This window comes from Streptosporangium sp. NPDC049248 (assembly GCF_040678965.1).
GTDB classification, from domain to species: domain Bacteria; phylum Actinomycetota; class Actinomycetes; order Streptosporangiales; family Streptosporangiaceae; genus Streptosporangium; species Streptosporangium fukuiense.
The window spans coordinates 168,593-195,165 of sequence record NZ_JBFAQY010000007.1 but is presented as its reverse complement, the minus strand read 5'-3'; the positions used below and the strand labels follow the sequence as shown (position 1 = coordinate 195,165).

At 69.1% G+C, this 26,573-nt stretch carries 30 protein-coding genes; 13 read left to right on the top strand and 17 right to left on the bottom strand.

The genetic code is table 11. The features are described from left to right. Positions 1–31 precede the first annotated feature (31 nt). The 5 genes from AB0K21_RS16335 to ndhC all read right to left on the bottom strand — a co-directional run bounded on the left by AB0K21_RS16335 (position 32) and on the right by ndhC (position 3,581). Entirely contained in the window at positions 32–1,000 is a 969-nt protein-coding gene (locus AB0K21_RS16335; RefSeq protein WP_364150613.1) for a hypothetical protein, read from the bottom strand. Between the two features lie 125 nt (positions 1,001–1,125). Continuing rightward, positions 1,126–2,082, bottom strand: coding sequence for an NADH-quinone oxidoreductase subunit NuoH (gene nuoH, locus AB0K21_RS16330; RefSeq protein ID WP_343964991.1), 957 nt, complete (start codon positions 2,080–2,082; stop codon positions 1,126–1,128). Between the two features lie 51 nt (positions 2,083–2,133). Next, complete coding sequence (locus tag AB0K21_RS16325; protein WP_343964993.1) at positions 2,134–2,676, bottom strand: NADH-quinone oxidoreductase subunit C; 543 nt, start codon at positions 2,674–2,676, stop codon at positions 2,134–2,136. Then, complete coding sequence (locus AB0K21_RS16320) at positions 2,669–3,109, bottom strand: NADH-quinone oxidoreductase subunit B family protein (RefSeq protein WP_343965034.1); 441 nt, start codon at positions 3,107–3,109, stop codon at positions 2,669–2,671. The genes AB0K21_RS16325 and AB0K21_RS16320 overlap by 8 nt, the downstream gene beginning before the upstream one ends. Before the next feature lie 100 nt (positions 3,110–3,209). Beyond that, complete coding sequence (gene ndhC / locus AB0K21_RS16315; protein ID WP_364150609.1) at positions 3,210–3,581, bottom strand: NADH-quinone oxidoreductase subunit A; 372 nt, start codon at positions 3,579–3,581, stop codon at positions 3,210–3,212. Between the two features lie 168 nt (positions 3,582–3,749). Here ndhC and AB0K21_RS16310 point away from each other — a divergent pair, with 168 nt between their 5' ends. The 4 genes from AB0K21_RS16310 (at position 3,750) to AB0K21_RS16295 (ending at position 9,600) form a co-directional block, all read left to right on the top strand. Then, complete coding sequence (locus AB0K21_RS16310; RefSeq protein ID WP_364150606.1) at positions 3,750–5,225, top strand: polysaccharide deacetylase family protein; 1,476 nt, start codon at positions 3,750–3,752, stop codon at positions 5,223–5,225. A 376-nt stretch (positions 5,226–5,601) separates the two neighbouring features. Further along, positions 5,602–7,455: a 2-oxoacid:acceptor oxidoreductase subunit alpha gene (locus AB0K21_RS16305; RefSeq protein ID WP_343965000.1), complete on the top strand. Its 1,854-nt coding sequence runs from the start codon at positions 5,602–5,604 to the stop codon at positions 7,453–7,455. Between the two features lie 10 nt (positions 7,456–7,465). After that, a complete protein-coding gene (locus AB0K21_RS16300) occupies positions 7,466–8,512 on the top strand; it encodes a 2-oxoacid:ferredoxin oxidoreductase subunit beta (protein WP_343965002.1) in 1,047 nt (348 codons plus the stop codon). A gap of 149 nt (positions 8,513–8,661) precedes the next feature. After that, positions 8,662–9,600: an SDR family NAD(P)-dependent oxidoreductase gene (locus tag AB0K21_RS16295; protein WP_364150602.1), complete on the top strand. Its 939-nt coding sequence runs from the start codon at positions 8,662–8,664 to the stop codon at positions 9,598–9,600. 116 nt (positions 9,601–9,716) lie between these two features. Here AB0K21_RS16295 and AB0K21_RS16290 read toward each other — a convergent pair whose 3' ends face one another. After that, positions 9,717–10,376 carry a DNA alkylation repair protein gene (locus tag AB0K21_RS16290; protein ID WP_343965006.1) on the bottom strand — a complete coding sequence of 220 codons (660 nt, stop codon included), beginning with the start codon at positions 10,374–10,376 and terminating at the stop codon, positions 9,717–9,719. Positions 10,377–10,576: 200 nt separating this feature from the next. Next, entirely contained in the window at positions 10,577–11,485 is a 909-nt protein-coding gene (locus AB0K21_RS16285; RefSeq protein WP_343965008.1) for a helix-turn-helix transcriptional regulator, read from the bottom strand. Between the two features lie 243 nt (positions 11,486–11,728). On the opposite strand from AB0K21_RS16285, the gene AB0K21_RS16280 reads away from it, so the two are divergent. Both AB0K21_RS16280 and AB0K21_RS16275 read left to right on the top strand, forming a co-directional pair. Continuing rightward, entirely contained in the window at positions 11,729–12,751 is a 1,023-nt protein-coding gene (locus AB0K21_RS16280; RefSeq protein ID WP_364150598.1) for a zinc-dependent alcohol dehydrogenase family protein, read from the top strand. 182 nt (positions 12,752–12,933) lie between these two features. Continuing rightward, positions 12,934–13,701 carry a glucose 1-dehydrogenase gene (locus AB0K21_RS16275; RefSeq protein WP_364150595.1) on the top strand — a complete coding sequence of 256 codons (768 nt, stop codon included), beginning with the start codon at positions 12,934–12,936 and terminating at the stop codon, positions 13,699–13,701. Here the strand turns inward: AB0K21_RS16275 and AB0K21_RS16270 are convergent. The 3 genes from AB0K21_RS16270 to AB0K21_RS16260 are packed head-to-tail and all read right to left on the bottom strand — an operon-like array spanning position 13,686 to position 14,470. Continuing rightward, positions 13,686–13,832, bottom strand: coding sequence for a hypothetical protein (locus AB0K21_RS16270; protein WP_364150592.1), 147 nt, complete (start codon positions 13,830–13,832; stop codon positions 13,686–13,688). The two genes, AB0K21_RS16275 and AB0K21_RS16270, sit on opposite strands and share 16 nt — an antisense overlap. Further along, a complete protein-coding gene (locus AB0K21_RS16265; RefSeq protein WP_343965016.1) occupies positions 13,829–14,041 on the bottom strand; it encodes a hypothetical protein in 213 nt (70 codons plus the stop codon). The genes AB0K21_RS16270 and AB0K21_RS16265 overlap by 4 nt, the downstream gene beginning before the upstream one ends. A 6-nt stretch (positions 14,042–14,047) precedes the next feature. After that, positions 14,048–14,470, bottom strand: coding sequence for a hypothetical protein (locus AB0K21_RS16260; RefSeq protein ID WP_343965018.1), 423 nt, complete (start codon positions 14,468–14,470; stop codon positions 14,048–14,050). 304 nt (positions 14,471–14,774) lie between these two features. Between AB0K21_RS16260 and AB0K21_RS16255 the strand changes: the two genes are divergently transcribed. Then, the gene (locus AB0K21_RS16255) at positions 14,775–15,290 is read left to right on the top strand and encodes a hypothetical protein (RefSeq protein WP_364150588.1); all 516 of its coding nucleotides are present in this window, start codon (positions 14,775–14,777) and stop codon (positions 15,288–15,290) included. A gap of 24 nt (positions 15,291–15,314) precedes the next feature. On the opposite strand, the gene AB0K21_RS16250 is transcribed toward AB0K21_RS16255, so the two are convergent. Both AB0K21_RS16250 and AB0K21_RS16245 read right to left on the bottom strand, forming a co-directional pair. Next, complete coding sequence (locus tag AB0K21_RS16250; RefSeq protein WP_343965022.1) at positions 15,315–16,244, bottom strand: type II CAAX endopeptidase family protein; 930 nt, start codon at positions 16,242–16,244, stop codon at positions 15,315–15,317. Positions 16,245–16,270: 26 nt separating this feature from the next. Further along, on the bottom strand, positions 16,271–16,924 hold the full coding sequence (locus AB0K21_RS16245; protein ID WP_364150585.1) for a hypothetical protein: 654 nt from the start codon (positions 16,922–16,924) through the stop codon (positions 16,271–16,273). Between the two features lie 111 nt (positions 16,925–17,035). On the opposite strand from AB0K21_RS16245, the gene AB0K21_RS16240 reads away from it, so the two are divergent. Both AB0K21_RS16240 and AB0K21_RS16235 read left to right on the top strand, forming a co-directional pair. Next, positions 17,036–17,662 carry a TetR/AcrR family transcriptional regulator gene (locus AB0K21_RS16240; protein WP_343965026.1) on the top strand — a complete coding sequence of 209 codons (627 nt, stop codon included), beginning with the start codon at positions 17,036–17,038 and terminating at the stop codon, positions 17,660–17,662. Positions 17,663–17,966: 304 nt separating this feature from the next. Continuing rightward, entirely contained in the window at positions 17,967–18,710 is a 744-nt protein-coding gene (locus tag AB0K21_RS16235) for an MBL fold metallo-hydrolase (protein WP_364150582.1), read from the top strand. Between the two features lie 178 nt (positions 18,711–18,888). Here the strand turns inward: AB0K21_RS16235 and AB0K21_RS16230 are convergent, their stop codons facing one another. Beyond that, entirely contained in the window at positions 18,889–19,101 is a 213-nt protein-coding gene (locus AB0K21_RS16230; protein WP_364150579.1) for a DUF397 domain-containing protein, read from the bottom strand. A gap of 222 nt (positions 19,102–19,323) precedes the next feature. Between AB0K21_RS16230 and AB0K21_RS16225 the strand changes: the two genes are divergently transcribed. Then, positions 19,324–19,683: a type II toxin-antitoxin system RelE/ParE family toxin gene (locus AB0K21_RS16225; protein WP_343983811.1), complete on the top strand. Its 360-nt coding sequence runs from the start codon at positions 19,324–19,326 to the stop codon at positions 19,681–19,683. Then, complete coding sequence (locus AB0K21_RS16220) at positions 19,680–20,018, top strand: XRE family transcriptional regulator (protein WP_343983814.1); 339 nt, start codon at positions 19,680–19,682, stop codon at positions 20,016–20,018. Before AB0K21_RS16225 ends, AB0K21_RS16220 begins: the two co-directional genes overlap by 4 nt. A 63-nt stretch (positions 20,019–20,081) precedes the next feature. Here the strand turns inward: AB0K21_RS16220 and AB0K21_RS16215 are convergent, their stop codons facing one another. Beyond that, the gene (locus AB0K21_RS16215; protein WP_364150574.1) at positions 20,082–20,294 is read right to left on the bottom strand and encodes a DUF397 domain-containing protein; all 213 of its coding nucleotides are present in this window, start codon (positions 20,292–20,294) and stop codon (positions 20,082–20,084) included. Beyond that, positions 20,285–21,106, bottom strand: a complete 822-nt coding sequence (locus AB0K21_RS16210; RefSeq protein ID WP_343983808.1) for a helix-turn-helix transcriptional regulator — start codon at positions 21,104–21,106, stop codon at positions 20,285–20,287. The genes AB0K21_RS16215 and AB0K21_RS16210 overlap by 10 nt, the downstream gene beginning before the upstream one ends. A 495-nt stretch (positions 21,107–21,601) precedes the next feature. Here AB0K21_RS16210 and AB0K21_RS16205 point away from each other — a divergent pair, with 495 nt between their 5' ends. Both AB0K21_RS16205 and AB0K21_RS16200 read left to right on the top strand, forming a co-directional pair. Continuing rightward, positions 21,602–22,006, top strand: a complete 405-nt coding sequence (locus AB0K21_RS16205) for a hypothetical protein (protein WP_364150571.1) — start codon at positions 21,602–21,604, stop codon at positions 22,004–22,006. Between the two features lie 348 nt (positions 22,007–22,354). After that, complete coding sequence (locus AB0K21_RS16200; protein ID WP_364150568.1) at positions 22,355–22,849, top strand: ATP-binding protein; 495 nt, start codon at positions 22,355–22,357, stop codon at positions 22,847–22,849. On the opposite strand, the gene AB0K21_RS16195 is transcribed toward AB0K21_RS16200, so the two are convergent. Then, the gene (locus AB0K21_RS16195) at positions 22,846–24,276 is read right to left on the bottom strand and encodes a hypothetical protein (RefSeq protein WP_343978568.1); all 1,431 of its coding nucleotides are present in this window, start codon (positions 24,274–24,276) and stop codon (positions 22,846–22,848) included. The two genes, AB0K21_RS16200 and AB0K21_RS16195, sit on opposite strands and share 4 nt — an antisense overlap. Before the next feature lie 13 nt (positions 24,277–24,289). Beyond that, on the bottom strand, positions 24,290–26,569 hold the full coding sequence (locus AB0K21_RS16190; protein WP_364150565.1) for a glycosyltransferase: 2,280 nt from the start codon (positions 26,567–26,569) through the stop codon (positions 24,290–24,292). Between the last annotated feature and the right edge of the window lie 4 nt (positions 26,570–26,573).

Below are 26,573 nucleotides of genomic sequence, written 5' to 3'. Positions count from 1 at the left end.
TCCGGGAGGGTCCGGGCGAAGGTCCGGCGCCTCAGGGAACCGCGTCCTTCGCCCCCGCCGTCAGGTCCAGGTACTCCTCGTGGGTCAGCGAGCGAGCCTGGAACCCAAGACCGTTGCCCGCGGCGAAGCGCTCGACGTCCTCCGCGTTCCAACGCCCCGGCAGGTGGAACAGCCCTCCGCCCACCAGCAGGCCGGTCACGCCGGACTCCGCCGAGTAGAGCAGCAGCTCGGAGGCGTCCAGCTCGCGGGTCCTGCGCGCGGTCTCCAGCAGCAGGCGATCGTGGACGACCACCAGGCGGCAGTGCGGCTGGCCCTCGCGCCTGAGCACACGTCCCTGGGCGGTCTGGTGACGGGACCTGCGGCGGCCGATCCCGACCACCACGACGGCCCCGACGACCGTCAGCCCGGCCAGCACCAGGGCGGCGACCCCGAGCGGCTCCATTCCCCAGGTGACGTCGCCCTGAGCGGCGTCCCCCCGGGTGACGTCGGCGCGGATGCTGGTCAGATTGAGGAGCACCAGCGCCACGAACGCCACCCCGTAGGCGAGCACCGCCCACATGAGCACGTACAGCAACTGCTCGCGCCACCACACCTTCGGCGAGCCCAGCGGTGGCCTGAGGCTTCTCGCACCGGGCACCCGCAGGCGCGGCAGGGGCGCGGGCGCCCTGCGCCAGGTCACCGCGCGCCACCTCGGCGACCTGCGGGCCAGCGCGACCCTGGCCTGCTGCGGGGTGTCGAACGCCCGGAACTCGAACTCCAGCCCGCTGCCCGCGGCGAACGCCTCCACCGCCTTCCTCGACCGGGACCCCGGAGCCTCCAGCATGACCAGGCCGGACTCGTCGAGCACCGCCAGGCCGTATCTCGTCCTGCCCCTGCCGGGGTAGCCGAAGATCAGCAGCCTGCTCGCCCGGCTCTCACCGGCGAGTGGCAGCCGCACCGGTGAGTGTTCCGGCACCTCGACGACCAGTTCGTCGTTTTCCACGGCAAGCGCGAGGGTCATCCGTTCCGTCCTTGGCAAGTGATGTCGCAGGGTGCACTACTCCCTGCCCAGGGTGAGCGCTTCGAACGTCAGATCATCCGTACGGTGGGCCGAGCGGGAAACCGGTGCGGGCGCGCGGTGCGAGGTTACCCGGCGACGACCCTGACGACCCCCGTCAGCGCGAGCTGGACCAGCGCCAGCGGCACCAGACCGGCCCAGGCGAGCCTCTGCAGCTGATCTTCACGGAGCCTGGGATAGCTCACCCGGAGCCAGATGACCACGAAGACCAGCAGGAAGACCTTGATGAGCATCCACACCGGCCCCGGCAGGAGGGGGCCGTGCCAGCCGCCCAGGAACAGCACGCTGGTCAGTGCGGAGACCACGATGATCCCCGCGTACTCGGCCAGCATGAACAGGGCGAACCTGATGCCCGTGTACTCGGTCATCGGGCCCATGATGAGCTCGGAGTCGGCGATCGGCATGTCGAACGGCGGGCGCCGGAGCTCGGCGAGTCCCGCGACGAAGAAGACCACGCCGCCGATCGCCTGCCAGGGCAGCCACCACCACTGCCAGGCCGCCACGATGCCCGGCAGGGAGAGCGTGCCCGCCGCCATCGCGACGCTGGAGGCCGCGAGGACCAGCGGCAGCTCGTACGACATGAGCTGGGCCGCCGAGCGCACTCCGCCCAGGACCGAGTACTTGTTGCCCGACGACCAGCCGGCCATGATCGAGCCGAGCACGCCGACCCCCATCACGGCGAGGACGAAGAACAGTCCGGCGTCCAGGTCGACCCCGACCAGCCCCGGCCCGACCGGGATGACGACCATCACCAGGAGATAGGGGATCAGCGCCACGCCGGGGGCCAGGGTGAAGACCCTGCGGTCGGCGGCGGCCGGGATCACCTGCTCCTTCTGCATGAACTTGACCCCGTCGGCGATCAGCTGTGCCCAGCCGTGGAAGCCGCCGGCGTACATGGGGCCGAGGCGCGCCTGCATGTGCGCCATGACCTTGTGCTCCATCTGCCCGGCGACCAGCGGCAGTACCAGGAAGGCCGCGACGATCACGACCAGCCGGACCGCGACGTCGAGCACCTCGGCGATCATGCCTACCTCCGGTCCTTCGGGGGGAGAAGCCTGCCGGGTCGCCGTGATGTCTCAGCCGCCACGCTCGCGCCCCCAGTCGGCGGGCACCCCCGGCGGGAGCGTCTTGCGGCGGCTCGGCGAGCCGTGGTCGGACTCGCCGGGTTCCTTGGCTCCCGGCCATGCCTTGGCGACCCTGGCGGCCAGCACGAAGTCCTTGCGCAGCGGGAACCCCTCGAAGCCCTCGGGAAGCAGCAGCGGGACGAGGTTCGGGTGGCCCTCGAAGACGACGCCGAACATCTCGAAGGTCTCGCGCTCGTGCCAGTCGGCTCCGCGGAACACGCCGACCGCGCTGGGCAGCCGGGGGTCCTCGCGGGCCACCCTGGTGCGCAGCAGCAGGTGGGCGTGGGAGGCGGGGGCGAACAGGTGTGCGACGACCGCCAGGGCCTCCGGCGGCTCGTCCACCGCGGTCAGCCAGTCGAAGAACTCGTACCCCTGGGATCTGGCGGACTCCAGCAGGGCGATCCAGCCGTCGGCGTCCACGTCGACGGTCCGGTAGCCGAAGGACTCCGACACCCGGGCGTCCTCGCCGTGGGTGAACGGGTGCAGGTCAGGCATAGCGGTCACCCAGGTTCTCGGCGGCGATCTTCTCCTGGAGCATCATGATGCCGTGGAGCAGCGCCTCGGGGCGGGGAGGGCAGCCGGGGACGTAGACGTCCACCGGGATGATCTGGTCGACGCCCTTGGTCACACAGTAGGAGTCCCAGTACGGACCACCGGAGTTGGCGCAGGCACCGAAGGAGATCACGTACTTGGGATCGGGCATCTGCTCGTAGAGCCGCTTGACCGCGGGGGCCATCTTGTCGGTCACCGTGCCCGAGACGATCATCAGGTCCGCCTGCCGGGGGCCGTTGGCGAACGGGATGACCCCGAACCTGATGAAGTCGTGCCTGCTCATCGTGGTCGCGATGAACTCGATGGCGCAGCAGGCCAGGCCGAAGTTGAACACCCACAGCGAGTAGCGACGCCCCCAGTTGAGGATGAAGCGCATGGGTTTGGGGGCGAGCCGGGTCGCCGGGCCCACCGTGGGCATCGGGAGATCTGCCATGGCACGCATTCTCCTTCAGGGTCGGTGCCCGTGCTCGCCCGGTTCAGGTCCAGGTGAGCACGCGCTTGCGCCAGGCGTACAGGATGCCGAGCGCGATGAAGCCGAGGAAGACGAACATCTCGGCCAGGGTGGTCGTCCCGAAGCCCGGCTCGGCGAAGATCGTCGCCCAGGGGAAGAGGAAGACCGCGTCGACCGCGAAGATCACATACAGGTAGGTGAACACGTAGTAGCGGACCTGGGACTGGGCCCAGCCCTCGCCGACCGGGTCGACGCCGCACTCGTAGCTGAGCAGCTTCTCGGCGGTGGGGCGGCTGGGCCGGAGCGCCCGGTTGCCGAGCAGCGCCACGACGACGATCAGCAGGCCGATCGCGAACAGCGCGAGGACCACCACATAAGAGCCGAAATATCCGCTCATGGCCTCTCCTCTTCGGGGCCTGCCGCACGGACTCACCGGATCTGCCGTACGCCCTACCTATAGCAGTATCCGCCCTTCCCGTCATGCGGCGAAGCCCACCGCTAAAGCCTCCGTGCACTTAACCTCAAATCCGGGTAAATGCACTATTACCGCACCTAGGGTTACTTCATGCCTAACCTGCGATTCATCGGAGGAATCGCCTGGATGGCCGTGACGATCGCCGGTTGCGGCGCAACCACCACCCCCTCTTCCGCGAAGGCCACCGTGCCCTCGGAGCCCACATTGATCGATTATGTGGACCCCTCCGTGGTCCAGGGCCTGAACACCCGGACCCTGTTCTCCGGAGAGACGGGAAACCAGCACGTGCACGCCGTCTATCCGGCCGTCGCCGACGCCCCCCGCCTCACCGAGAGACTGCACCGGACCGTGAGCGGGGAACTCGACAGGTTCACCCGGCGCGGCGGCCCCGCCGACGCCCTGCCCAAACCCGAGTTCAACGTGAACTGGCAACTCGCCGCCGCGTCCCCCGAGGTCCTGGGAGTACGGCTGCGCATCGGCCGCTCCATGGAGTCGGGCTGGAACGAGTCGCGCACCACCGTCTGGTACGACCGGACGAAACGGCGCGCCCTCGACTCCGCCGACCTGCTCACCGGCCGTCCCGCGCTGGTCGCGCTGACCGGGATCGTCAGGAGCGAACTGGCGCTACGGGGACCGCTGGTGACCCCGAACGCGCTCAGGCCGGACCGGGAGATGTTCGACTCCCTCGTTTTCAACCCGCGCGGCGACCTCGTCGTGGAGTTCGACGACGAACAGGTGGGGCTGGGGGTCGCCGGCCGGGTGGCGGTCGCCGTACCGTCCGCGACCGCGGCGCCGCTGCTGTCGGAGGTCGGGCTGCGGGCACAGCGCGCGGCCGTGCGGGCGAAGAAGGTCCCGGTCCCCACGTCGCAGGAGGAGATCGAGGCCGCGAGCACCGACAAGCCTCCGGCGCGCAGCGCCAAGGCGGGCAGCGTGGACTGCGCGAAGCTCAGGTGCGTGGCGTTGACCTACGACGACGGGCCGGGCCCCGAGACCTCGCGGCTGCTCGACATCCTCCACGCCCACGGGGCCAGGGCGACCTTCTTCAGCATCGGTTCCAACGCCTCCGCACGGCCCGACCTGCTCAGGCGGATGCGCGACGAGGGACACCTGGTGGCCAACCACACCTGGTCCCACCGCGTCCTCACCATGCTGCCCTCCAGCAGGGTCGCCGACCAGCTCACCCGCGCGCAGCACACGATCGCCCAGACCATCGGCCAGGCCCCCACCCTGATGCGCCCGCCGTACGGCGACAGCGACATCCAGGTGGCCGCCATCGCGGGCCGCCTGAACATGGCCGTGGTGCACTGGAACGTGGACAGCGAGGACCGGCAGGACGCCGACCCGCAGGCGATCGCCGACCGGACCGTCGCCCGGACCGAGCCCGGAGCGATCGTTCTCCTGCACGACTCCCACCGCGCGACGGTCGACGCGGCCCCCGAGATCCTGCGTCGGCTCTCCGCGGCGGGCTATACCTTTGTCACCGTCCCCGAGCTGTACGGCTCGGATGAGATGCTGCCCGGCCGGATCTACGAATCCGGGGGCGTTTCGGCGGAGCCGGACCGGTAGCCGATGTCATAACCTGGAGCTATGGGGCCATAGCCTGAGGCGATGAGAGCGCGTCCGCGGTGGGACATATAGTTGGGCAGCGTGACCTCAACTGTCCTCTTCGCCCGCCTGCACGTCGACCTGTGCCGGCTCGCGGCGGGGCTGTGTCGGGACGGCCGTCCGCGATCGTGACCTCCATATAGGCCGTGATCCGGCCGCGAACGCGACATCCGCGCCCCAGGTTTCGACTCAGCGGCCGCAGAGGATGCGCGACACGGGTCGCTCTCCTCCGCCGAGTGGAACGCGAAAAGACTACGCGTGACCCCCGAGGATCTAGCATGGAAAAAAGAATGTGCCACGAGCAACGGCGCCCTGTCGCGTCGAGGAGGACTGAGCTGTGACCAAGCAGGTTCAGCAACTCGAACGCGTGATCATCCGTTTTGCCGGTGACTCCGGCGACGGCATGCAGCTGACCGGTGACCGCTTCACCGCCGGGACGGCTGAGTTCGGCAACGACCTGTCGACACTCCCCAACTTCCCCGCTGAGATCCGCGCCCCCGCAGGCACCCTGCCCGGCGTGTCGAGTTTCCAGCTCCACTTCGCCGATCACGACATCCTCACCCCGGGTGACGCGCCCAACGTCCTGGTCGCGATGAACCCCGCCGCGCTGAAGGCGAACCTCTCGGACCTGCCGCGCGGCGCCGACATCATCGCCAACACCGACGAGTTCACCAAGCGCAACCTGCAGAAGGTGGGCTACGCCGCCAGCCCGCTCGAAGACGACTCGCTCGCCGCGTGGCGGGTCCACTCGGTGCCGCTGACCTCGCTGACCGTCAAGGCCCTCGAAGGCTTCTCGCTGTCCAAGAAGGACGCCGAACGGTCCAAGAACATGTTCGCCCTCGGGCTGCTGAGCTGGCTCTACCACCGGCCCACCGAGGCGACGATCCAGTTCCTGGAGACCAAGTTCGCCAAGAAGCCCGACATCGCCAAGGCCAACATCGCCGCCTTCCAGGCGGGCTGGAACTACGGCGAGACCACCGAGTCCTTCTCGGTCTCCTACGAGGTCAAGCCGGCCAAGCTGGCCCCCGGCGTGTACCGCAACATCTCCGGCAACCAGGCGCTCGCCTACGGCCTGATCGCCGCCTCGGTGCAGTCGAAGCTGCCGCTCTTCCTCGGGTCCTACCCGATCACCCCGGCCAGCGACATCCTGCACGAGCTCTCCAAGCACAAGCGGTTCGGCATCCGCACCTTCCAGGCCGAGGACGAGATCGCGGGCGTCGGCGCGGCGCTCGGCGCCTCCTTCGGCGGTGCGCTGGGCATCACGACGACCTCCGGGCCCGGTGTCGCACTGAAGGCCGAGACCGTCGGCCTCGCGGTGACCACCGAGCTGCCGCTCATCGTGGTCGACGTGCAGCGCGCGGGTCCCAGCACCGGCATGCCCACCAAGACCGAGCAGACCGACCTGCTGATGGCCATGTACGGCCGCAACGGCGAGTCGCCGCTGCCGATCATCGCCCCCTCGACCCCCTCCGACTGCTTCGACGCGGCGGTGGAGGCGGCCAGGATCGCGGTGAAGTACCGCACCCCGGTCATGCTGCTCTCCGACGGCTACCTCGCCAACGGCTCCGAGCCGTGGAAGGTGCCCGACGCCGCCGACCTGCCCGACATCTCCACCGAGTTCGCCTCCGGGCCGAACGCCGAGGACGGCACGACCTTCCTGCCGTTCAAGCGCGACCCCGAGACCCTCGCCCGCCCCTGGGCGATTCCCGGCACCGCCGGCCTGGAGCACCGGATCGGCGGCATCGAGAAGGCCGAGGGCACCGGGAACATCTCCTACGATCCCGACAACCACGACCGGATGGTCAGGATCCGCCAGGCCAAGATCGACGGGATCGCCCACGACATCCCGGCGCTCGAGGTGGACGACCCCGACGGCGACGCCCGCGTGCTGGTGCTCGGCTGGGGCTCCACCTACGGGCCGATCGCGGCGGCCGTGCGGCGCATCAGGAAGGCCGGCGGCAAGGTCGCCCAGGCCCACCTGCGGCACGTCAACCCGCTGCCCGCCAACACCGGCGAGGTCCTGCGCGGGTACGACAGGGTGCTCCTGCCGGAGATCAACCTCGGCCAGCTCGCGCTGCTGCTCCGTGCCCGCTTCCTGGTCGACATCATCAGCTACAACCGAGTGCGTGGACTTCCGTTCAAGGCCGAAGAACTTGCCGGCGTGATCCAGGACGTGATCGACAGTGAGTAGTGGTACCGAATTGTCCGTCCCCGGAACCGGCGGGGGGCTCTCGCTGGTCCCGAAGTCCGAGGTCAAGCTCGGCATGAAGGACTTCAAGACCGACCAGGAGGTCCGCTGGTGCCCCGGGTGCGGTGACTACGCCATCCTGGCCGCGGTCCAGTCGTTCGTGCCCGAGCTCGGCCTCAAGCGCGAGAACATGGTGTTCGTCTCGGGCATCGGCTGTTCCTCGCGGTTCCCGTACTACATGGACACCTACGGGTTCCACTCGATCCACGGCCGCGCCCCGGCGATCGCGACCGGCCTGGCCGCCTCGCGTCCCGACCTGTCGGTCTGGGTGATCACCGGTGACGGCGACTCGCTGTCCATCGGCGGCAACCACCTCATCCACGCGCTGCGCCGCAACGTCAACCTGAACATCCTGCTGTTCAACAACAGGATCTACGGTCTCACCAAGGGCCAGTACTCCCCGACCTCCGAGGTCGGCAAGATCACGAAGTCCACCCCGATGGGCTCGCTGGACAAGCCGTTCAACCCGATCTCGCTGGCCATCGGCGCCGAGGCCTCCTTCGTGGCCAGGACCATCGACTCCGACCGCAAGCACCTGCAGTCGGTGCTGCGCGAGGCCGCCGAGCACCGGGGCACCTCGCTGGTCGAGATCTACCAGAACTGCAACATCTTCAACGACAACGCCTTCGAGCAGTTGAAGGACCCGGAGCGGCGTGACGACATCACGCTCCGCCTGGAGCACGGACAGCCCATCGCCTCGGCTTCCAAGGCGGTGCGCCGGGCGGCCGACGGCGGCATCGAGGTCGTCCCGAGGTCGTCGGTGAGCGAGGACGAGATCCTCGTGCACGACGCCCACCGCGTCGACCCCTCGCTGGCCTTCGCGCTCTCCCGGCTGGACGAGCCCGCCTTCGAGCACGTCCCGATCGGCGTCTTCCGCAGCGTCGAACGCCCCTCCTACGACGAGCTCATGGCCGAGCAACTCCAGGAGGCCGTCGAGGCGCGGGGTCCCGGCGACCTGAACGACCTGCTGCTCGGTGGAGACACCTGGCGCATCGGCTGACACCCGCACCACGTGACGAGGCCCGCTCTTCGGAGCGGGCCTCATCGCTTTTCCCCGGATTCCCGGCATTGCCTGCCGATATCCGATGTCACGAGGTATGAATTATCCGGTCCTTCCCCGAGAACCTCGCTCGAACAGGGAGAGCTCACATGCGAAGCCCGGCCCCCGTACACGGAGCAGAGAACCACTGGCGCGGGAGACGGGTGCTGGTGACGGGAGCCGGTGGCTTCATCGGGGCACACCTGGTGCGACGCCTGGGCGGGTGCGGCGCGCGGGTGCACGCGGTCGGCCGCCGGGTCAGGGAGAGCACGGACGGCGAGACCTGGCACGTCGCCGACGTCACCGACGAGGGCGCGGTGCGGAAGCTCGTCGACTCCGTCCGCCCGGAGGTCGTGTTCCACCTGGCCAGCGAGGTCGCCGGGGCCAGGGATCCGAAGCTCGTGCTGCCGATGCTGCACAGCAACCTCACCGGCGTGGTCAACCTGCTGACCGCGGTCACCGGCGCCCCGGGAACCCGGGTGGTGCTGGCGGGCTCGCTGGAGGAGCCACGGCCCGAGGAGGGCGACAGGGCGCCGTCCTCGCCGTACGCGGTGTCCAAGTGGGCCGCCGACGGCTACGCGCGGATGTTCCACCACCTGTGGGGCGTCCAGGTCAGCAATCTGCGGATCGGCATGGTCTACGGGCCCGGCCACCAGGACACCCGCAAGCTGGTCCCCTACGTGGCGCTGTCCCTGCTGCGCGGTCAGGAGCCCGAACTGGGCAGCGGTACCCGCGAACTCGACTGGGTGTACGTCGACGACGTGGTCGACGCCTTCCTCGCGGCGGGCCAGACCCCGGACGCGGCCGGCCGCGCCTTCGACATCGGCACCGGGACGGGCACCTCGATCCGCGACACCGTGGAACTGCTCTCCGAGATCGTCGGCGGCCGGACCCGCCCCCGCTACGGCGCGCTCACCGACAGGGCGCTGGACAGCGCCAGGATCGCCGACCCGGCCCCCGCCGCCGAGATCCTCGGCTGGCGACCCACCGTCGGCCTTGAGGAGGGGCTGCGCCGAACCGTCGAGTGGTTCACCCGTGAAGGCCGCTGAACGATGGCGCCTTCGCGCTCCTGGGTCGAGACTCTCGGTGGGCGGCTGCGCGTGGTGGTCGACTTCGAGCGGAGACGGATTGCCGGCTCGCCAAAGGAGTCACCGGCTTGTCGTGGCTATCGGCGCACCATCTCGGTGATCCAGATGGGCGCGAACGGAGACGTGCAGCCCGGGGAGGTCGGGTAGTCCTTGAGCACCTCCAGGCGCTCGCCGATGTCGATCGCCCGGACACGGTGCTCGGCGTGCTCGATCCCGATCTGAGCCAGGCAGTGGTTCATCGCCCACTGTAGGCGATCGGGGGCGTCCTTCATCTCCGCCTCGATGACGTCGAGCATTCCCGCGAGGTCGAGACCCTCGGGCTTCTTCGCCACGCGTTCGACGGTCAGCGCCCAGCCGGCACTCGCGACCACCGGGTCCGGATCGGCCGACCAGGCCAGGCGCAGCTCTTCGGCGTGCGGGTTCTTCTTCACCACGTAGTTAACCAGCCAGTCGTGCACCTTCGGTGTGCGTGCCTCGCGCAGCATGACGTCCAACTCGTCGCGCTCGAACGCCTTCGGGCGGCAGATCAGGATGGCCAGCAGTCTCGCCGCGCTGTCGTCCGTCTCCCAGAGCCGGCACGCGAGTTCCTGCTGCGTCTTCAGCCGCTTCGCGATCGCGCGCAGCTTGCCGAGGTTCACACCGTGATCGTCACCGTGTTTCTCGTTCACCTCGCGTATCCTCGGGTCCTCAAGCTCGGCCAGCTCGGCCAGCACCTCGGCCGGCATCGTCTCGGCCACCGCAGCCTCCCTCCGTCACGGGCGAGATTCAGCCTACGACGGAAGCCGGCCCCCTGTCGTACGCTCCAATCGGCCGCAGCCACCGACAACGAAGGTGGTTTCCATGGCGCGATTGCGGTTCTACGTCGGCAGATGCCCGATCGCCGGCCTCGCGGGCGCTCGCCCTGCTGAGGCGCCGGCTGACTCCCCAAGGTCCTGGTCTACTGCTCCTGGCGGTGACTCTCGTGTGGGAGGCAGGATGCGGTGTCACCATCGCTGCCGGCATCGAGGGTGGCGGCCCAGCTGGCGAGCAGACGCAGGGCGTCGTGCGAGGGGGTGTCCGGGGCGGCGGTGTAGGCGGTCAGATTGAGGCCCGGGTCGGCGTGCAGGTCCATGGACTCGTAGTCGAGGGTGAGGTCACCAACGGCCGGGTGGTGGAAGGTCTTGGTGCCGGCGTGGTGCAGGCGGACGTCGTGTCTGGCCCAGCGGGTGCGGAAGTCGTCGCTGCGGGTCGACAGCTCGCCGATCAGCCGGGTGAGGTCGCTGTTGTATGGATCACGCCCGGCCTCGGTGCGTAGCAGGGCGACCGTGATGTCGGCGGCGGTGTCCCACTGAGGGTAGAAGCCGGCTCCGGCCGGGTCGAGGAACTGGAAGCGCGCGATGTTCGGCGGCTGGTCCGTGCCGGAGTGCTGCTGGAAAGCGGGCCAGTACATGGCGCGACCCAGGCGGTTGGCGGCCAGCAGGTCCATGCGGCCGTTACGGATGATGGCCGGGGCGTCGGTCATCGCGTCGAGCATCCGCTGCAGCCCGGGACGGACCTTCTGCGCGAGCCGCCGGGGCCGGGGGCGGGTGCCCGCGGCGCGTGCCAGGTCGAACAGGTGGGCTCGTTCGGCGTGGTCGAGCTGCAGCGCCCGGGCGACGGCGTTCAGGACGTCCTCGGACACGCCGCCGATGTGCCCCTTCTCCAGGCGGGTGTACCAGTCGGTGCTCACCCCGGCCAGGACTGCGACCTCCTCGCGGCGCAGCCCTGGCACCCGGCGGCGTACGCCGGGCGCCAGCCCGGCCTGCTGCGGGGTGATCTTGGCGCGGCGGCTGGCGAGGAAGTCGCGGATCTCGTTGCGGTTGTCCACCTTCTCCACTGTAGGGAGCGGCCGGTCGGCGAAGGGGGGTCGAGGTTGTCCCCCCGATAGGCACGACCTCCCGCCCGCGCGCAGGAGCGGGTTTCCTGGTGAGCGCCTGGCCCGCCGGGCAAAGGAAGGCCGTACGGGAGGTCATCTTCTCCTCGGTCACAAATGATCAAGACCGTTTCCGGAAACGGGCGGCTTGGGGAGGCGGCCGCCGGGTTCCCGCTGACATTTCCAAAGGAGTTCCATATGCGTGGTGTAGTTCTGCACGCCCCGGGTGACGTCCGTGTCGAGGACCGCCCGGACCCGAAGATCATCGAACCCACTGACGCGATCATCCGCGTGTCGGCCGCCTGCGTCTGCGGCTCCGACCTGTGGCCCTACCGCGGCATCGAGAAGCTCGACCGGCCGGCTCCGATGGGGCATGAGTACGTCGGCGTCGTCGAGGAGGTGGGCAGCCAGGTCACCACCCTCAAGCCTGGCCAGTTCGTGGTCGGCTCCTTCTGGGCCTCCGACAACACCTGCGAGATCTGCCGGTCGGGCTACCAGAGCGCCTGCATCCACCGGGTGCTGATGGGCACCCTCGGCACCCAGGCCGAGTACGCGCGCATCCCACTCGCCGACGGCACCCTGGTGGCCACTCCCGGCCTTCCAGACGCCGACCTGGTCCCGAGCCTGCTGGCCGCCTCCGACGTGCTGGGCACCGGCTGGTTCGGCGCCGTGGCCGCCCAGGCCGGGCCGGGCAAGACCGTCGCTGTCGTCGGCGACGGAGCCGTCGGCCTGTGCGCGGTACTGGCCGCCAAGCAGCTCGGCGCCGAGCGGATCATCGCGATGAGCCGCCACGAACCGCGCCGGCAACTCGCCCTGGAGTTCGGCGCCACCGACCTCGTCACCGAGCGCGGCGACGAGGGCGTGGCCCGGATCAAGGAACTGACCGGCGGGCTGGGCGCCCACAGCGTCGTCGAGGCGGTCGGCACCCAGGAGTCGATGACGCAGGCCATCCGCTCCACCCGCCCGGGCGGTCACATGGGGTTCGTCGGCGTCTCCCACGACGTCTCGCTGCCCGGCGATGAGCTGTTCTTCTCCCTCGTCCACCTGCACGGCGGGCCCGCGCCGGTGCGCCAGTACCTGCCGGAGCTGATCGACCTGATCGTCAGTCGCGAGATCGACCCGGGCAAGGTCTTCGACCTCACCCTGCCGCTGGACCGGGCGGCCGAGGGCTACCAGGCCATGGACGAGCGCCGCGCCATCAAGGCCCTCCTCACCCCCTGAGGGACGCCGACGACTCCCGGCACGACACGAGCTTTTCGAAGACCGGTCCGCACCGGTCACCGGTGCGGCCGGTGGTTGTGCTCGCGACCGGCTGCCTTCACCATCGGCCACGCCCTGGTCGTCGACGGCGGCCGAACCGTCTGACCAGCCGTATACCGCACCCACGCCATAGGAAGATCCTCATGAATCCCACCTACGACTTCAGCGGCCAGGTCGCCTTCGTCACCGGAGCCGGTTCCGGGATGGGCCTGGCCACCGCCCGCGCCTTCGCCGAGTCCGGAGCGGCCGTCGCCCTCACCGACATCGACGAACCGGCCCTCGCCGTCGCGGCGAGGGAACTCGTCGAGGAGGGCCACCGCGTGCTCGCCGTCACCTGCGACGTCACCGACGAGGACCAGGTCGCCGCCGCGGTCGACCGTACTGTCGCCACCTTCGGCCGCCTGGACATGGCCTATAACAACGCCGGCATCCAGATCCCGCCCAGCGACGCCGCCGACGAGGCCGTCGAGGTCTTCGACCGGGTCAACGCCATCAACCTGCGCGGGGTCTGGGCCTCCATGAAGCACGAGCTGCGGCACATGCGCGCCCAGGGCAGCGGGGCCATCGTCAACTGTTCCTCCCTCGGCGGCCTCGTCGGCCTTCCCGGCCGAGCCTCCTACCACGCCTCCAAGCACGGGGTCATCGGGCTGACCACCAGCGCCGCCCTCGAATACGCACCGCGCGGCATCCGGATCAACGCCGTCTGCCCCGGCACCATCGACACCCCCATGGTCACCGACATGATCGCCAAGGGCGAGCTCGACAAGGCCGAGGCCGAGGCCGACCAGCCCATCAACCGGCTCGGCACCGCCGACGAGATCGCCCAGGCCGTGCTGTGGCTGTGCAGCCCGGGAGCGAGCTTCGTCGTCGGCGTCGCCCTGCCTGTCGACGGCGGCTACGTCGCCCGCTGACCAGAACGCAGCATCGGGGACTGCGCACTGTCGTGGAAGGCGCACAGGCCGCCGGCGACATCGGCTCGGGTGAAGGCATGGCGGCCCAGGAAGTCGATGTGGTCGTGACTTCCATGGGTGCGCTCCTTCACGAAGGCGAGAACAGGGAGCCCTGCCGGACCCGCCGGTATCGCGCGTCCCTGCTCCTAGGCGAGCTTCCCACCAGTTCGACGACGCCCTCCTCTCGCATGATCGACAGCCAGCGGCGTACGGTCTGGTCGCCCAGGCCGGTGCGCGCTGCCGGCTCGGCACGAGACAGGGTGTCGAACGGCTGCGCGCCGGCGGCTCGCCACAGGCACATGTAACCTCAGACGTCGCCTCCGGCCCGGAAAACGCACCGTAGCTCGTCGCCGAGTCCCTGCACGAGGTTCACGTTGTGGTAACGGGAGCTCCGCGCCGGACGCCCGCCCGTGACGCGATACAGGGACGCGGCCGTCGTCGGCAGACCGGCCAGCGTGTGAAAGTGGTTGACATCCTCGACGAAGAACTCGTTCTCCCAGTAGCGGTCACAGTATTCACCGGAACCCAGGTTCTCCAGACGCGAGGGCGAGGTGGCGAGCATGGTCACCGGATCGGCCCCCGTCCAGAACGAGGCGTCGAAAGGAACGATCTCGCGCAGCAGGCGCGAGAGGTCGGCCAGGAACTCGCCGTCGGCGATGCCCGTCCGCGTCAACCGCCGAATCCGCTCGAACGTGTGCCGGGCCGACGCGCTACGCAGGGCTGACTCCACCGCTTGACAATGAGCGCCCAGCTTTCATCAGACAAGCCCTCAAATGGGGGTATTTCTGGGCCGTTCGGCACACAGTTGCGGGGTCCCGCGACCAACGGGCCACAACGCAGTCTGGAAGGTGACGGCAGGCCCGGGACAGGTGTCTCCGGGCCGAAGACCACTGCGGATCCAGCCGTGGAGTCCCCCTCCTGGAAGCACCACGGCCCTTCCTCACCGGCACTCCCCAGCGGCCACGTCGCACCGCGCCGGCGATGCCACACCGGATCCGTGGCCGCTGACCGGATGACGCCCCATGGGAGACGCCGTGCCGAGACGAAGCGCCCTGCTCCTTGGCCCCCTGTCCGCGATCTCCGCACTGCTGCTGACCGTGGCGATGCCACAGCCGGCGCAGGCGTACACCCAACAGCACCAGGTCACGGTGGAGCGGGGAGCCTCCTTCTGCGCCCGGGCCACCGCGGGCATCGACCACCGCGTCCCCGGCACGTTGTCCGGCAACCAGGCGTGGGCCCGCGCCTACGCGCTCGCGGGAGACTGCACCACCGTGCATGGCGCGCGGGCCAGGGTTCGGTTGGAGGTGCAGAAGTGGAACGCGTCCCGCGCCGCGTGGGAGGTGTGCGCGGCCGCGAGCTGGGTGGAGGGCACGACGGGCAGAGACCAGTTCGGCCTTACCGGACCCAGCGTCGGCCTGACCTACACCCCCCGCGGTCCCGGCTGGCGCCAGACGAAGGCCGAAGCGCAGAGCTACCGCTACGTCGACAGCGCCGGCCGTTTCCTCTGGTTCGGCGGCACCCTCTACTCGGGCTACGAGTGGGTGGACTGAGCGTTCGGCTCGCGTCGGCTCGTGTCACGCTGAAGGCGTGCGTGCGGGACCCGACTTCCGGGTCATCCACCAGATGATCGCGGTGATGACGACAAGCCCGGCGCCGGGCACCAGGTTCCCGACCGAACCGACCGTCTCGCCACGACTGCTGAGGGCTCCGCCGAGATCGAGATGGAGTGTCGTGGCGAGGACGAACGCCGTGGCGTTGTAGACGGCGTGCAGCACGACGGCGACCTCAAGCCCGCCGGTGCGCCAGGTGACGATCGCCAGCGCCGAGAACAGCACGAGATACGAGGTGAGCAGGTAGGGATCGAGCGTGCCGTGGAAGAGCGAGAACAGCACGGTCGTGACGATGATGCCGAGAATCGCCCCGGAGCGGGCGCCTCGGGTCCAGCCGCCGACGACGCGGAACATCAGGCCCCGCAGTCCGTACTCCTCGCCGGCCGCCGCCAGCGGGCTGAGCAGCGTGCTGATGACGATGAACGCGACGAGATCGGCGATCGTCCAGGGGACCGCCTCGCCGGGCACGAGGAACCCGACGGAGACGACGAGGAGGAGCAGGGGCCCGAAGGCGAGCAGCGAGCGGCCGAGGACGCCGTAGCGGAAGCGTCCCGAAACGGAGTGCAGCGAACCTGCGGGCACGCCGTAGAGCAGGCGCTGCAGCAGCATGCTGTAGGGGATGAGCACGGCGAGCGAGAGCGCGCCGGCGGCCTGTTGCAGCGGGGTGAAGCCCGTACGGCCGAGGAGCTGCGCGTCGACGACGGCGGCGCCGATCAAAAACAGCTGCGCGAAGCCGATGAGCCCGGCGAACAGCAGCACGATCGTGAGGATGCCGCGCGGGATCCGGCGCTTGTCGCCCGCGTAGACGCGGTGGTATTCGACGCCGGCAGGCACGCGAGGCGAGTGCTCGGGCTTGTCGGCTCGGAGGAGCCAACCCTCGGTGGTGTTCGTCATGGCGTCCTTCCTCATGGTCCTCACGGTCAGCTCGCGAGAGAGTCGAGCCAGTTCGAACGCAGTCGCAGTGCGCGCTCGGTGCTGCCCGCGACCGCTGCGATGACGGCGGCGAGGTTCGCCTCGACCGGGACGTGCACAGGGAGATCGAATGTCCCGAGTGCATCCGCAACGGGCGGAATGTGCGAGATGGTCTCGACGAGTTGTGGCATGGCCACGCCGATCCCGACGAGCACGAGCAGTGTCGAGACGACGCCGACGAGGCGGCTCAGCCCCGGGTGCGTCCGATGCAGGTGAGCGCGTCGCCCCTCGGCGGAAGCGGGATGAGGCGTCAACTGCGCCTCAGTACCATCGACCCGCACGTAGTGGCAGCGTCGTAAGCCGTAGGTGCCGACGACGACCTCGATGTGACCGCCCGGCACGGGGAAGCGAGCCGGCGTTGTCGAGAGCGAAACGAGTGCGCCGTCGCGGTAGAGCCGCGCGCGTACCGCGCCGTCGTCGCGATCACCCATCTGACGGACGTCGACCGCATAGGTGGACACGGTGCCGTCTGGTGCGCGAAGCGTCAGCGTGCGCACAGACCTGCTCAGCAGCTGCCACCAGCGGAAGCGCGGCAGCGGCTCGCCGTTGCCAGGGCGCACGCGCCGTGCTGCGCGACGGTTGCGCCATCCTCCGAACGCCACCCGAGAACCTCCTGTCTTCGGTCTGTCTTCACCCACAGCATCACTAGTACGCTGTGCTACTTCATTGAAGCTAGCACACTGTGCTAAAAATGGGGGTAGGAGGTTCCGACGATGCACGACCGTCCAACGAAACGAGACACTCGCGACAGGATCCTGATCGCCGCGGCGACCATGCTCGGAGAGGACCCGGGTGCTCGGCTGAGCGTCCGGGGAGTCGCTGCGCGAGCAGGCGTCAGCATGGGTTCGCTTCGCCACTTCTTCCCGACGCAACGGGAGCTCATCGACACCGTCGTCGCCGGCATCTACGACATCGACATCCCCGACGATCCCATCCTCGACACCGAACGAGCACCGGTAGAACGCCTCGTCGCGTGCCTGCGACAACTGCTCTCGCAGGTCGGTACCGGAGATCGGGCACGCGAGCATTGGCGCGCGATCCACGAGACGTACATCGCGTCCGACCCGACGGATGACCAGGTCGCCACGTACCGTTCGCTGGAGCGACTGGGACTGCACCGCATCGAGCGCTGGCTGACCGTCCTCGCCGACGAAGGCGCGGTTCCGGCGAACGACGTCGAGCGACGCGCACGGTTCCTGGCATCCGTCCTCAACGGCCTCCTCATCGAGCGCGCGCTCCCCGCCGACGCCTTACGGCTCACGTTCGAGACCGACACGCTCCGCATGGCCGCCGACGCCGTCACAAGCGGCCGCATCGGGGCCGAGCAGTCTGAGCGCTGACGCGCCCGCCCCATCGACACAACGACACCGAGGACGCATGCGCGACTTTCAAGCACGCCCGGTCGTGCGCCTGTCAGGGGCGTTCGAACGCGTTATCGACCTCTGTCGCAACCCAGTGCAGTTCTCGCTCGTCGTCGAACTCGGGTCGCCTGTCTCGGCACAGCGGCTGGAGCGCACGCTCGCGCGCCATCAGAAGACGCACCCACTGCTCGCCTCCGGTCGGTCCGATCCGTACACGACCGGAGTTCCTCGTCTGCACTCACGGACGCGCCACGGTCGGCGAACCGGCCGTTAGGGTTCGTGGATGCTGCTGACAATCCTTGGCGGATGCGGTGCGTGGCCGGGAGCGGGCCAGGCCTGCAGCGGTTATCTCGTGGAGCACGACGGGTTCAGGCTGCTCGTCGACCCCGGGTACGCGACGGTGCCGCGGCTACTGGAACGGGTCACCGCTGATCAGGTCGACGCGGTGTTCGTCAGCCACGGACATCCCGATCACTGCGCCGATCTGAACCCGCTGTTGCGGGCACGTGCGTTCCGTGACGATCCGCCGGCTCCCCTGCCGGTGTACTCACTGCCCGGCGCCCTGGACGCGGTGCTCGCACTGGACCGCCCGGGAATGCTGACCGACGCCCATGTCCTGCGCGAGTTCACCGCCGGCGACCGGATCGACATCGGCCCGTTCCATGCGCAGACCCGCCTGCTGCCGCACTCGGTGCCCAATGCCGGCGTACGGCTGACGGCGGGCGAGCGGGTGCTCGCGTACACCGGCGACACCGGCCCGAGCCCCGAGGTGGTGGAGTTGGCACGCGGCGCCGACCTGTTTCTGGCCGAGGCCACCTATGCGGACCGGGTCCCTGAGGGTTCGCGGCGCAACCTGTCGAGCGCCCGCCAGGCAGGCCGACAGGCCAGGGAAGCCGATGTCCGACACCTGTTGCTGACTCACCTGCAGCCGGGTACGGACGCCACAGCCGCGCGAGCCGCCGCCGAGGCCGAATACGAAGGCGAGATCGGCATCGCCACTCCCGATCTCGTCATCGATCTTTCCTGAGCAAGGTCTCCTCGGGCTTCGAACGCCTCGCGTGGTTCTCCCCTACATCGAGGCTCTCGGTGGACGGTTGCGCGTGGTGGCCGACTTCGGTGACGTCGAATACACCGTGGCATAGCCCGTACGACGCCAGAAGCCCTCGGCCACCTGGTCGAGGGCTTCCTTGTCTCCGGGAGCGGAGTCAGAAGTCGAACTCGCCCTTCTTGGCGCCGTCGATGAAGGCGTCCCAGACACTCGCACTCACCACGAACGGCGCCCGCTCGGGAGCCTCCGTGTCCCGCAGGCCCACCCTGCCCCCCGACAACGGAGCCACCTCCAGGCAGTTCCCTTGGTTTGACGCACTCTTGGTGGCCTTACGCCAGGCCGCGCTCTTCAACTCGTCACTCAGATCCACAGCTTCTCCGCCTTTCTGATCAACTCGATGGCCCCGCTCCGGAGCGCTGTATCTGGTGTGGACGGCTTTCCCGTCTTCTGGACGGCCCATACCCGCAAGCGGCCACTAACGGACGAGTTGGTAGAAGTAGAGCAGACGAGTTGCTCCTCTGATCAGAAAAGTGCCCCCTTGCTGCTGACTTAATGCCAGGGTTAAGCTATGGATGGAGCTGGATGGCAGGTCGTGCTGGTTGCCGAGGTCGCCGACTGGTACGACCGGTTATGCCAGGACGACTGGGACAGCGCCGAGCAGGTCGAAAACGCCATAGACATGCTGGCGCAGACCGGGCCAACACTTGGCCGACCACTGGTGGATCGCATCAAGGGAGCCGACAACCACCATCTGAAAGAGTTGCGACCTGGTTCGTCGAAAGGAAGTGAGATCCGCATTCTGTTCGCATTCGACCCGGTTCGCCGGGCGGTGCTTCTGGTTGCGGGCGACAAGGCCGGCAACTGGGACCATTGGTATGACACGAACATACCGATGGCGGAGAAACGGTACGCCGAGCACATAGCGGAGCTGGCCAGCAGGGAGTACGAATGAGCGCGGTCAACTGGGACGAGGTGAAGCAGCGGGCGCGGGAGCGACGCCAGGCTGCGGGACTGCCCGTGCAGTCGGATGGTGAGAAGTCCGCCGCGATGGAGCAGCTCGCCGCCGAGGTCAGGGCGCACAAGCTCGCGGAGATCAGGCGTGAGCAGGATCTGACTCAACGCGACGTCGCCACCACCATGGGGGTCTCCGGGCCGAGAGTCTCGGCTATCGAACACGGGGAGGTCGATCGTGTTGAAGTGGCGACCCTGCGCTCCTACGTCGAGGCTCTCGGCGGACGGCTGCGCGTCGTGGCCGACTTCGGTGACGTCGAATACACCGTGGCATAGCCCGTACGACGCCAGAAGCCCTCGGCCACCTGGTCGAGGGCTTCCTTGTCTCCGGGAGCGGAGTCAGAAGTCGAACTCGCCCTTCTTGGCGCCGTCGATGAAGGCGTCCCAGACACTCGCACTCACCACGAACGGCGCCCGCTCGGGAGCCTCCGTGTCCCGCAGGCCCACCCGACCACCCGACAACGGAGCAACCTCCAGGCAATCACCCTGGTTTGACGCACTCTTGGTGGCCTTACGCCAGGCCGCGCCCCTCAACTCATCACTCAAATCCACAGCTTCTCTGCCTCTCTGATCAACTCGATCGAGACATACTGAGGGTTTGCCTCAGCTCGGATGGTGTCGTATCGGGCACGGATGGCCCCGACGTCTTCCGGCCGATTTGTCACGTGCCCGTGAGCTACAGACTCGGCATATACCATATCCGGGTTTTCCGGAAGCTGTGCGATCACGAAGCCACCCGAGGTCCCCGTGGTCGACCCAAGCGCCAAAGGCACGATCTGAATACCGACCCGAGGTCGATCAAGCATCTCCAGAAGATGATGGAGTTGGTGTCGCATAACCTCTTTGCCGCCGATCGGGCGCTGCAAGACTCCCTCGTCGAGAATAACCCAGAGCATTGGCGGCGCAGATCGAGACAAGATCTTCTGTCTCTCCATACGAGCCGCGACGGCCTTTTCTACCTGCTCGTCGGATATGCCTGGCTCACCGCGAATAACCGCTCGCGCATAAGCCTCAGTCTGGAGAAGGCCCGGCACAACAAGCGGCTGCCAAGTATGCAGCGTGTGCGCTACCGGTTCAACATCAAGCCATCCCCGGAACCACCGAGGGCTCGCCCCTCGGGTGACCTGCTCCCACAGACCGACAAGTTCCCCGTTTGCTTCCAGGGCATCGTCGCAGCGTTGAGCGAAGTTGCGGCTTGGGGTGCGCTCACCCCTTTCGATGAAACCGATCAGACTTTGACTGAATTGGGTGATTTCTGCTAGCCGATCCTGCGACAGGCCGGCCATCCTTCGGCGCCTGCGTAGCTCGGCACCGAAAACAGCCAATGGCCTCGTGAACGGGCCAGAAGTGGGGGTTGCGGACATTTCAGCTCCGTCCGACGGGGAAGGCTACTCCGTCAGCACAAGAACACAGCTTCAATACAAGCTGTGCAGCAATGTGCTGGAACTTTCAATACCCAAAGTAGTCATCCCGAGGCATCCTGTGAAGTGACCCGGGAGAGCGAAAAAACCATCGGAGCGGCCCTCTCAGGCGCATGGAGGGCAGTCGCCCAAAGTCGTCGAAAAAATCACCAGGTATGTCCGGATAAGAGGGGTGGAAATGTCCATCGATTCATTGGAAAACGCACTCCTGGCCGCACTTCATGCCTCTACCGGATACGCACCTGTCACCACTGAGTAAGTCCTCTGGAAGGGGCGGACGTCACCTCCCGCAAGGCGGGCGCCCCCCTGGCACATCGCCCTTAACCCACAAACAAGGCGGGGCTTGCCATGGCACGGCACGCCATGACAAGCCCCTCGACCGGACAGCGGAGGTCCGACCCGATGCACAACCCTAGAGGAAACCCCAGGCCGATCCGGGTGCGTTGGCACACGGACCGGCCGCCGATGCCGCTCGGGTGTCGCTGGTGCGGTCACCCGCCGTACGCGCACGAGGCCGCCAGCCTGCCGCACCGCGCCCACCACCACTGGGAGCAGCCCACCCCCGCCCAGGTGCACGCCCGGATGACCATCCGCCGCCGCCTCGACCTCTCCGGCCGCCCACCGGTCACGACGCCCATCCGCGCGATCCCCGGCCCCACGGTCCCCGGCCCCACGGCCCCCGCCGCTTTCCCCGCGTGGTCTTCGGAGGTCTCCCCCGGTCGGCACCGGCGGCCGGAGCAGGCCGTGACCACGGCCGCCGTGCCGTACCGGCGTGGACGGCCGCCGAGCACCCGTACCCCCTCCGGCAGGCACACCCCGTACCGGCAGGGAGCGACGGCATGAACAGCGACCCCCGGCCCAGGCAGAGCGGACGGCACCGGCGAGGAACGGCCACCACGCAGGTCGCCCCCCGGCCCTGGGACCCGGCCGAACGCGCCGCCGCCGAACAACTCGACCAGATCGAGCCCGCCTGGACCGTCTGGTACGGCCCCGGCACCCGGCACCCGGCACTTCCACGCCGTCGCCGGCCGGCCCGCCCCCACCCCCCTGATCGTGCAGGCCCGCACCGTCGACGGGCTACGCGCCCTGATGCGCGAGGCCGAAGACACCACACCGCCACCCCAAGGAGGGCCCATGCCCGAGACCCCGGATACCCCACAACATCCGCAGGCCCTGAACCACCCTCAGTCCTTGGAGCACCCTCACACTCCGTACGACCCGCAGTTCCCCGACGCCTCGCAGACGTCCGCCGACCAGCGCCCCATGGACGACCCGCGCACCGTCTGCTGGGATCTGCCGCATGACCTGCCGATCGTCGGCAAGGCCCGCGCCATGGTGCGCGAGACCCTCACCGCCTGGGCGCTGCACCACCTCGTCGACGACGCCGTCCTGGTGGCCGGAGAACTGCTCGCCAACGCGATCGTCCACGGCGAGCCGGTGGTCAGGCTCTCCCTGTGGACGAACGCGGACGAGTTCCAGGTCCAGGTCACCGACAAGGGCTCCGGACAGCCCCGCCACCTCACCCTCGATCCCGAGTCCCTGCACGGCCGCGGCCTGACCATCGTCAAGGCCCTCGCCCACGACATCGGCGTCACCCCCCACCCCGACCACCCCGGCAAAACCATCTGGGCCCGCTGGCGTCTTCCCTCTCACGACTCACGACGAGTTTCAGGCGCAGGACGCTAAGGCGTGATCCGGTAGATGTGGTGGGAGTGTTCGGCGGCGAAGGAGTCGGTGAAGCGGCCCTTGCCGTCGACGCGGAGCGTCCGGTTCTCGAAGAGGACCTCGGCGCGGGTGGCCCGCGTCCCGCGCGGCAGCGTGAACGTGCGCCTGCCCGGCGCCGCCTTCCCACCGGGCATCGCGAAGACGTAGTACGAGCCCCGGTGGTATTTGAGCATGGTGTCCAGGCCGGGGCCGAAGCGGTGCGCGTACGACTGGGTGTTCAACACCGGGGCGAGCTTCCTGATCCGCCGGTTGATCTCGGCCACCGCGGGCCTGACCGCCTTGCCGCACCCCTCGCGCAGCACGTGCTGGGAGTGGCAGGGGCCACCGAAGTTGTGGTTGAAGTAGACGATGCCCCGGGCCTCGTGGATCAGCGAGTTCATCACCGCGCCCGTCACCTGTTCCGGCCGGATCGCCCGGGTGTCGTTCTCGGCCGGCCAGCCGACCTCGACGAAACCGTAGATCGGCTGGCGGCGGCCGTCCAGCGCGTCCAGCTCGCGCTGGCGGTCGATGACGGCGCCGTAGTTGGCGGCCCTGCGGCACCTGGCGACCGGCAGTGCCAGGAAGTTCTGCCCGTCCAGACAGGCGCTCGCGCTGGTGTACCAGTAGACGTCGGCCGAGACGGCGTCGGTGAAGCGGTTGACGAACGCGGCGGCGTCCGCGTCCTTCTCCCACATCATCACGCCCTTGCCGTAGTTGGCGTAGTGCAGCCTTCCGTCGCCCTTCGGGAGCCGGTCCTGCTGGGCGCGCAGCACCGTGAAACCGCACCCCTGATCTTCCGGGACGCACAGGGGGCCCTCGCCGGGATGGTTGCCGGTCCACCCCGCGTCCCCCGCCTTCGCCCACATGTCGACCTCGTCGTCGAGCAGCCAGCCCACCGTCTCGCTGCCGTAGCCGGGCAGCGGGACGTTCGTCAGCGCCGACATCCCGTTCTTCCGCACCAGTGCCATGTCGCTGGTCTCGGTCAGCTCCACGTACGTGTTGATCCCGGCGGCCCTGTCCCGGTTCACGTCGGCCTGGCTGATCACAGACTCGAACCAGACGCCGACCGGGAAGAACGACGGCTTCGTCCAGCCCGCCGCGGTGGGCGCGGCGAACCGCCCGTAGTAGGCGGGACCGCCCTCCCACGGCACCCGCGCGGCCGTCACAGGCCACGCGTGACCGGCGGCCCGGGCGGTGCCCCCCGGTGCCCTCCCCCGCGGCGCGTCGCCACGTGCCGGGGCACCGGTCGAGGTGTCCGCGAGCGGGCGTCCGGCCTGGTCGGCGGGCGCGTCGACCGAGCAGAACCCGAGCATCGCCATCGTCACCGAGGCGGCCCCCACCCCGGCCAGCACCGGCAGCGACCGCCCGGACCGGCGGCCCCTCATCCGTCCGTGCCTTCCAGCCCCCATGACCCCGTCCTCCTCAGCGCGGACCTGACGAGCGCGGGCCCGACGAGCGCGGGCCCGATGGCGGCTCGGCGAGCGCCATCAGTTGTGCCGCACGCGACGACCAGGACGCACCGAGCACGGACCCCCGTAGGTCGTCGGCCGGCCGCAGGCCCCCCTCACGCAATGTCGCACGGACAGCATCCAGGAAAAGGTCACCGCTCGCGGCGATTCTCACTCGATCGGCATAGTTCACGAGTTCCTGGAAATCGGTGCTGACCACCGGCAGGCCCAGCGCGAGGTATTCCTTGAGTTTGATGGGGTTCGAATGCTTTATCCATGGATTGTCGAGCCATGGCATGATCGCGACATCGAACCCGGAGCCGTAGCCGGGAATGCTTTCGTACGGCCTGAATCCGAGCCAGTGCACATTCGGATGCCGGGTGAGCCGTTCCATCGGGACCGTAGCGTCACCGATCAGAACCAGCGACACGTCGGGCAGTTCCCTGGCCATCCGTTCCAGAAGGTGGAAATCCACCAGATAGTCGTCGAGCGCGCCGAAGAAGCCCACCCTCGGTCCGGGAATCGCGCGAATGTCGGCGGGCTGCTCGCTCTCCGGACGCCGCCGGAAGTGGTCGGTGTCCACCCCGTGGTCGAGGAAGTACGCGCGGTCGCCGGTCAGCCGGCGCTCCTCGTCCATCAGCGCGGTGCTGACGTAGACCACGTGGTCGGAACGCTCCAGCAGGCCGCGTTCCATCGCCTCGATGGTCGGCCGGTCGGACTCGGGGAACGACGAGTGCCGGTCGGAGCGGTTGAACACCAGCGCCTGCCTGCGCATCGGGCGCACCACGTCCCACGCCGTGGGGATGGTCACCATGATCACAGGCCGGTGCAGCCCCAGTGCCCGCGAGACGGCCAGCACCTGTGCCCGGACCAGCAGCGCGTTCACCCGCCTGACCAGCGGTGACCCGTAGAAGGGCAGCGGCAGCGGGGACATCACGTAGAAGCCGGGCAGCTCACGCAGCGGCCTCCTGACCAGCATCGCGACGCTGCGCAGCTTGCGCCCGACGCGCCGCAGCACCTGCGTGGACCTGCCCGGCGTCGGCATCCGCATCCCGATGCTGTTGACCACGAGGACCTTCCGGTGGGCGGCGATCGAGCGCATGAGCTGGAAGTCCGAGTGCGCCCGGTTGTGGTACCACCAGTCCTGCGCCGAGAAGCAGACGTAGCCGGGTGAGCCCGCCTCCCGAGCGGGAAAGGCCTCCGTCCGGCCAGGAAGAGCCCGCTCCTGAGCGGGGGAGGTCCTTTCCCGGACGGGCAGTGCCTTCCCGTGGGCGAAGGAGACCTGCTCAGGGGACGAGGGGGCCGGCTCACGGACCGGGGAGTCCGCCTCCTCGCCGGGCCTGGGCGGCCACTCGCGCATCGCGACCAGCCCGCGCAGGGCGGCCCGATGCCTTCTCCCGCCCTCGCCGCCCCTGGCCACCGCGCGGACCAGTTCGTTGAGCCCGACGGCCAGCCGCATCAGCCGCCCGCGCGGGCGACCGTACCGCTCGCGGTGCATCCGGACCCGGTTGGCCGCCGACAGCGCCCACAGCCGGCTTGAGGTGGACTGCTCGCCACCGAGATGCACGGCCACGGCCCGGGGCTCGTACCGGACCGCGAACCCCGCCTCCCCGGCCCTGAGCATGTACTCGGTCTCCTCCGAGTAGAGGAAGTAGCGCTCGTCGAGGGGGCCCAGGGCGTCCAGGCAGGCCCGGGAGACCAGCCAGGCCGCGCCGGTCACCCAGTCGACGGTGTGCGGCCTGCGGTAGGCGGCCGGCTCCACGACCAGTTCGCCGAGCGGGGGAATCCGCCCGGCCCGCCGGCCGCCGAGCAGCGCCTCACCCAGCGCCCTCGGCACGGTGGGCCGCCTGCGCAGGGAGAGGTGGAGCTCGCCCGTCTCGGCGGTGAGCCGGGGGGCGGCGATCCCGGTCCCCGGCACGGCGAGCGCCTGCCTGAGCAGGAGCACCGAACCGGGTGCGAGCCGGATGTCCGGGTTCAGCACCAGCACGTCACAGCCGGCCGCGGCGGCGATGCCCGCGTTCACCCCGGCGGCGAAGCCGGCGTTGCGCCCGGTCTGGATCACCTCGGCCGCCGGCGCGGCCTCGCGTACCCGCTCGACGGTGTCGTCCGCCGAGGCGTTGTCCACCACCACGACCCGTGCCGGACCGGCGCCGGCCAGCGCCGCCCCGAGTGAGCGCAGGCACCCCTCGATGACCTGACCGCTGAAATACGTGACGATCACCACGGTGAGCCGGGGCCGGGCCTGAACAGCCATGTCG

Coding starts and splice junctions, on each gene's coding strand:
- AB0K21_RS16335 (WP_364150613.1), bottom strand. CDS start 1,000: ATGACCCTCGCGCTTGCCGTGGAAAACGACGAACTGGTCGTCGAGGTG.
- nuoH (WP_343964991.1), bottom strand. CDS start 2,082: ATGATCGCCGAGGTGCTCGACGTCGCGGTCCGGCTGGTCGTGATCGTC.
- AB0K21_RS16325 (WP_343964993.1), bottom strand. CDS start 2,676: ATGCCTGACCTGCACCCGTTCACCCACGGCGAGGACGCCCGGGTGTCG.
- AB0K21_RS16320 (WP_343965034.1), bottom strand. CDS start 3,109: ATGCGCTTCATCCTCAACTGGGGGCGTCGCTACTCGCTGTGGGTGTTC.
- ndhC (WP_364150609.1), bottom strand. CDS start 3,581: ATGAGCGGATATTTCGGCTCTTATGTGGTGGTCCTCGCGCTGTTCGCG.
- AB0K21_RS16310 (WP_364150606.1), top strand. CDS start 3,750: ATGCCTAACCTGCGATTCATCGGAGGAATCGCCTGGATGGCCGTGACG.
- AB0K21_RS16295 (WP_364150602.1), top strand. CDS start 8,662: ATGCGAAGCCCGGCCCCCGTACACGGAGCAGAGAACCACTGGCGCGGG.
- AB0K21_RS16280 (WP_364150598.1), top strand. CDS start 11,729: ATGCGTGGTGTAGTTCTGCACGCCCCGGGTGACGTCCGTGTCGAGGAC.
- AB0K21_RS16275 (WP_364150595.1), top strand. CDS start 12,934: ATGAATCCCACCTACGACTTCAGCGGCCAGGTCGCCTTCGTCACCGGA.
- AB0K21_RS16265 (WP_343965016.1), bottom strand. CDS start 14,041: ATGTGCCTGTGGCGAGCCGCCGGCGCGCAGCCGTTCGACACCCTGTCT.
- AB0K21_RS16250 (WP_343965022.1), bottom strand. CDS start 16,244: ATGACGAACACCACCGAGGGTTGGCTCCTCCGAGCCGACAAGCCCGAG.
- AB0K21_RS16240 (WP_343965026.1), top strand. CDS start 17,036: ATGCACGACCGTCCAACGAAACGAGACACTCGCGACAGGATCCTGATC.
- AB0K21_RS16235 (WP_364150582.1), top strand. CDS start 17,967: ATGCTGCTGACAATCCTTGGCGGATGCGGTGCGTGGCCGGGAGCGGGC.
- AB0K21_RS16220 (WP_343983814.1), top strand. CDS start 19,680: ATGAGCGCGGTCAACTGGGACGAGGTGAAGCAGCGGGCGCGGGAGCGA.
- AB0K21_RS16210 (WP_343983808.1), bottom strand. CDS start 21,106: ATGTCCGCAACCCCCACTTCTGGCCCGTTCACGAGGCCATTGGCTGTT.
- AB0K21_RS16195 (WP_343978568.1), bottom strand. CDS start 24,276: ATGGGGGCTGGAAGGCACGGACGGATGAGGGGCCGCCGGTCCGGGCGG.
- AB0K21_RS16190 (WP_364150565.1), bottom strand. CDS start 26,569: ATGGCTGTTCAGGCCCGGCCCCGGCTCACCGTGGTGATCGTCACGTAT.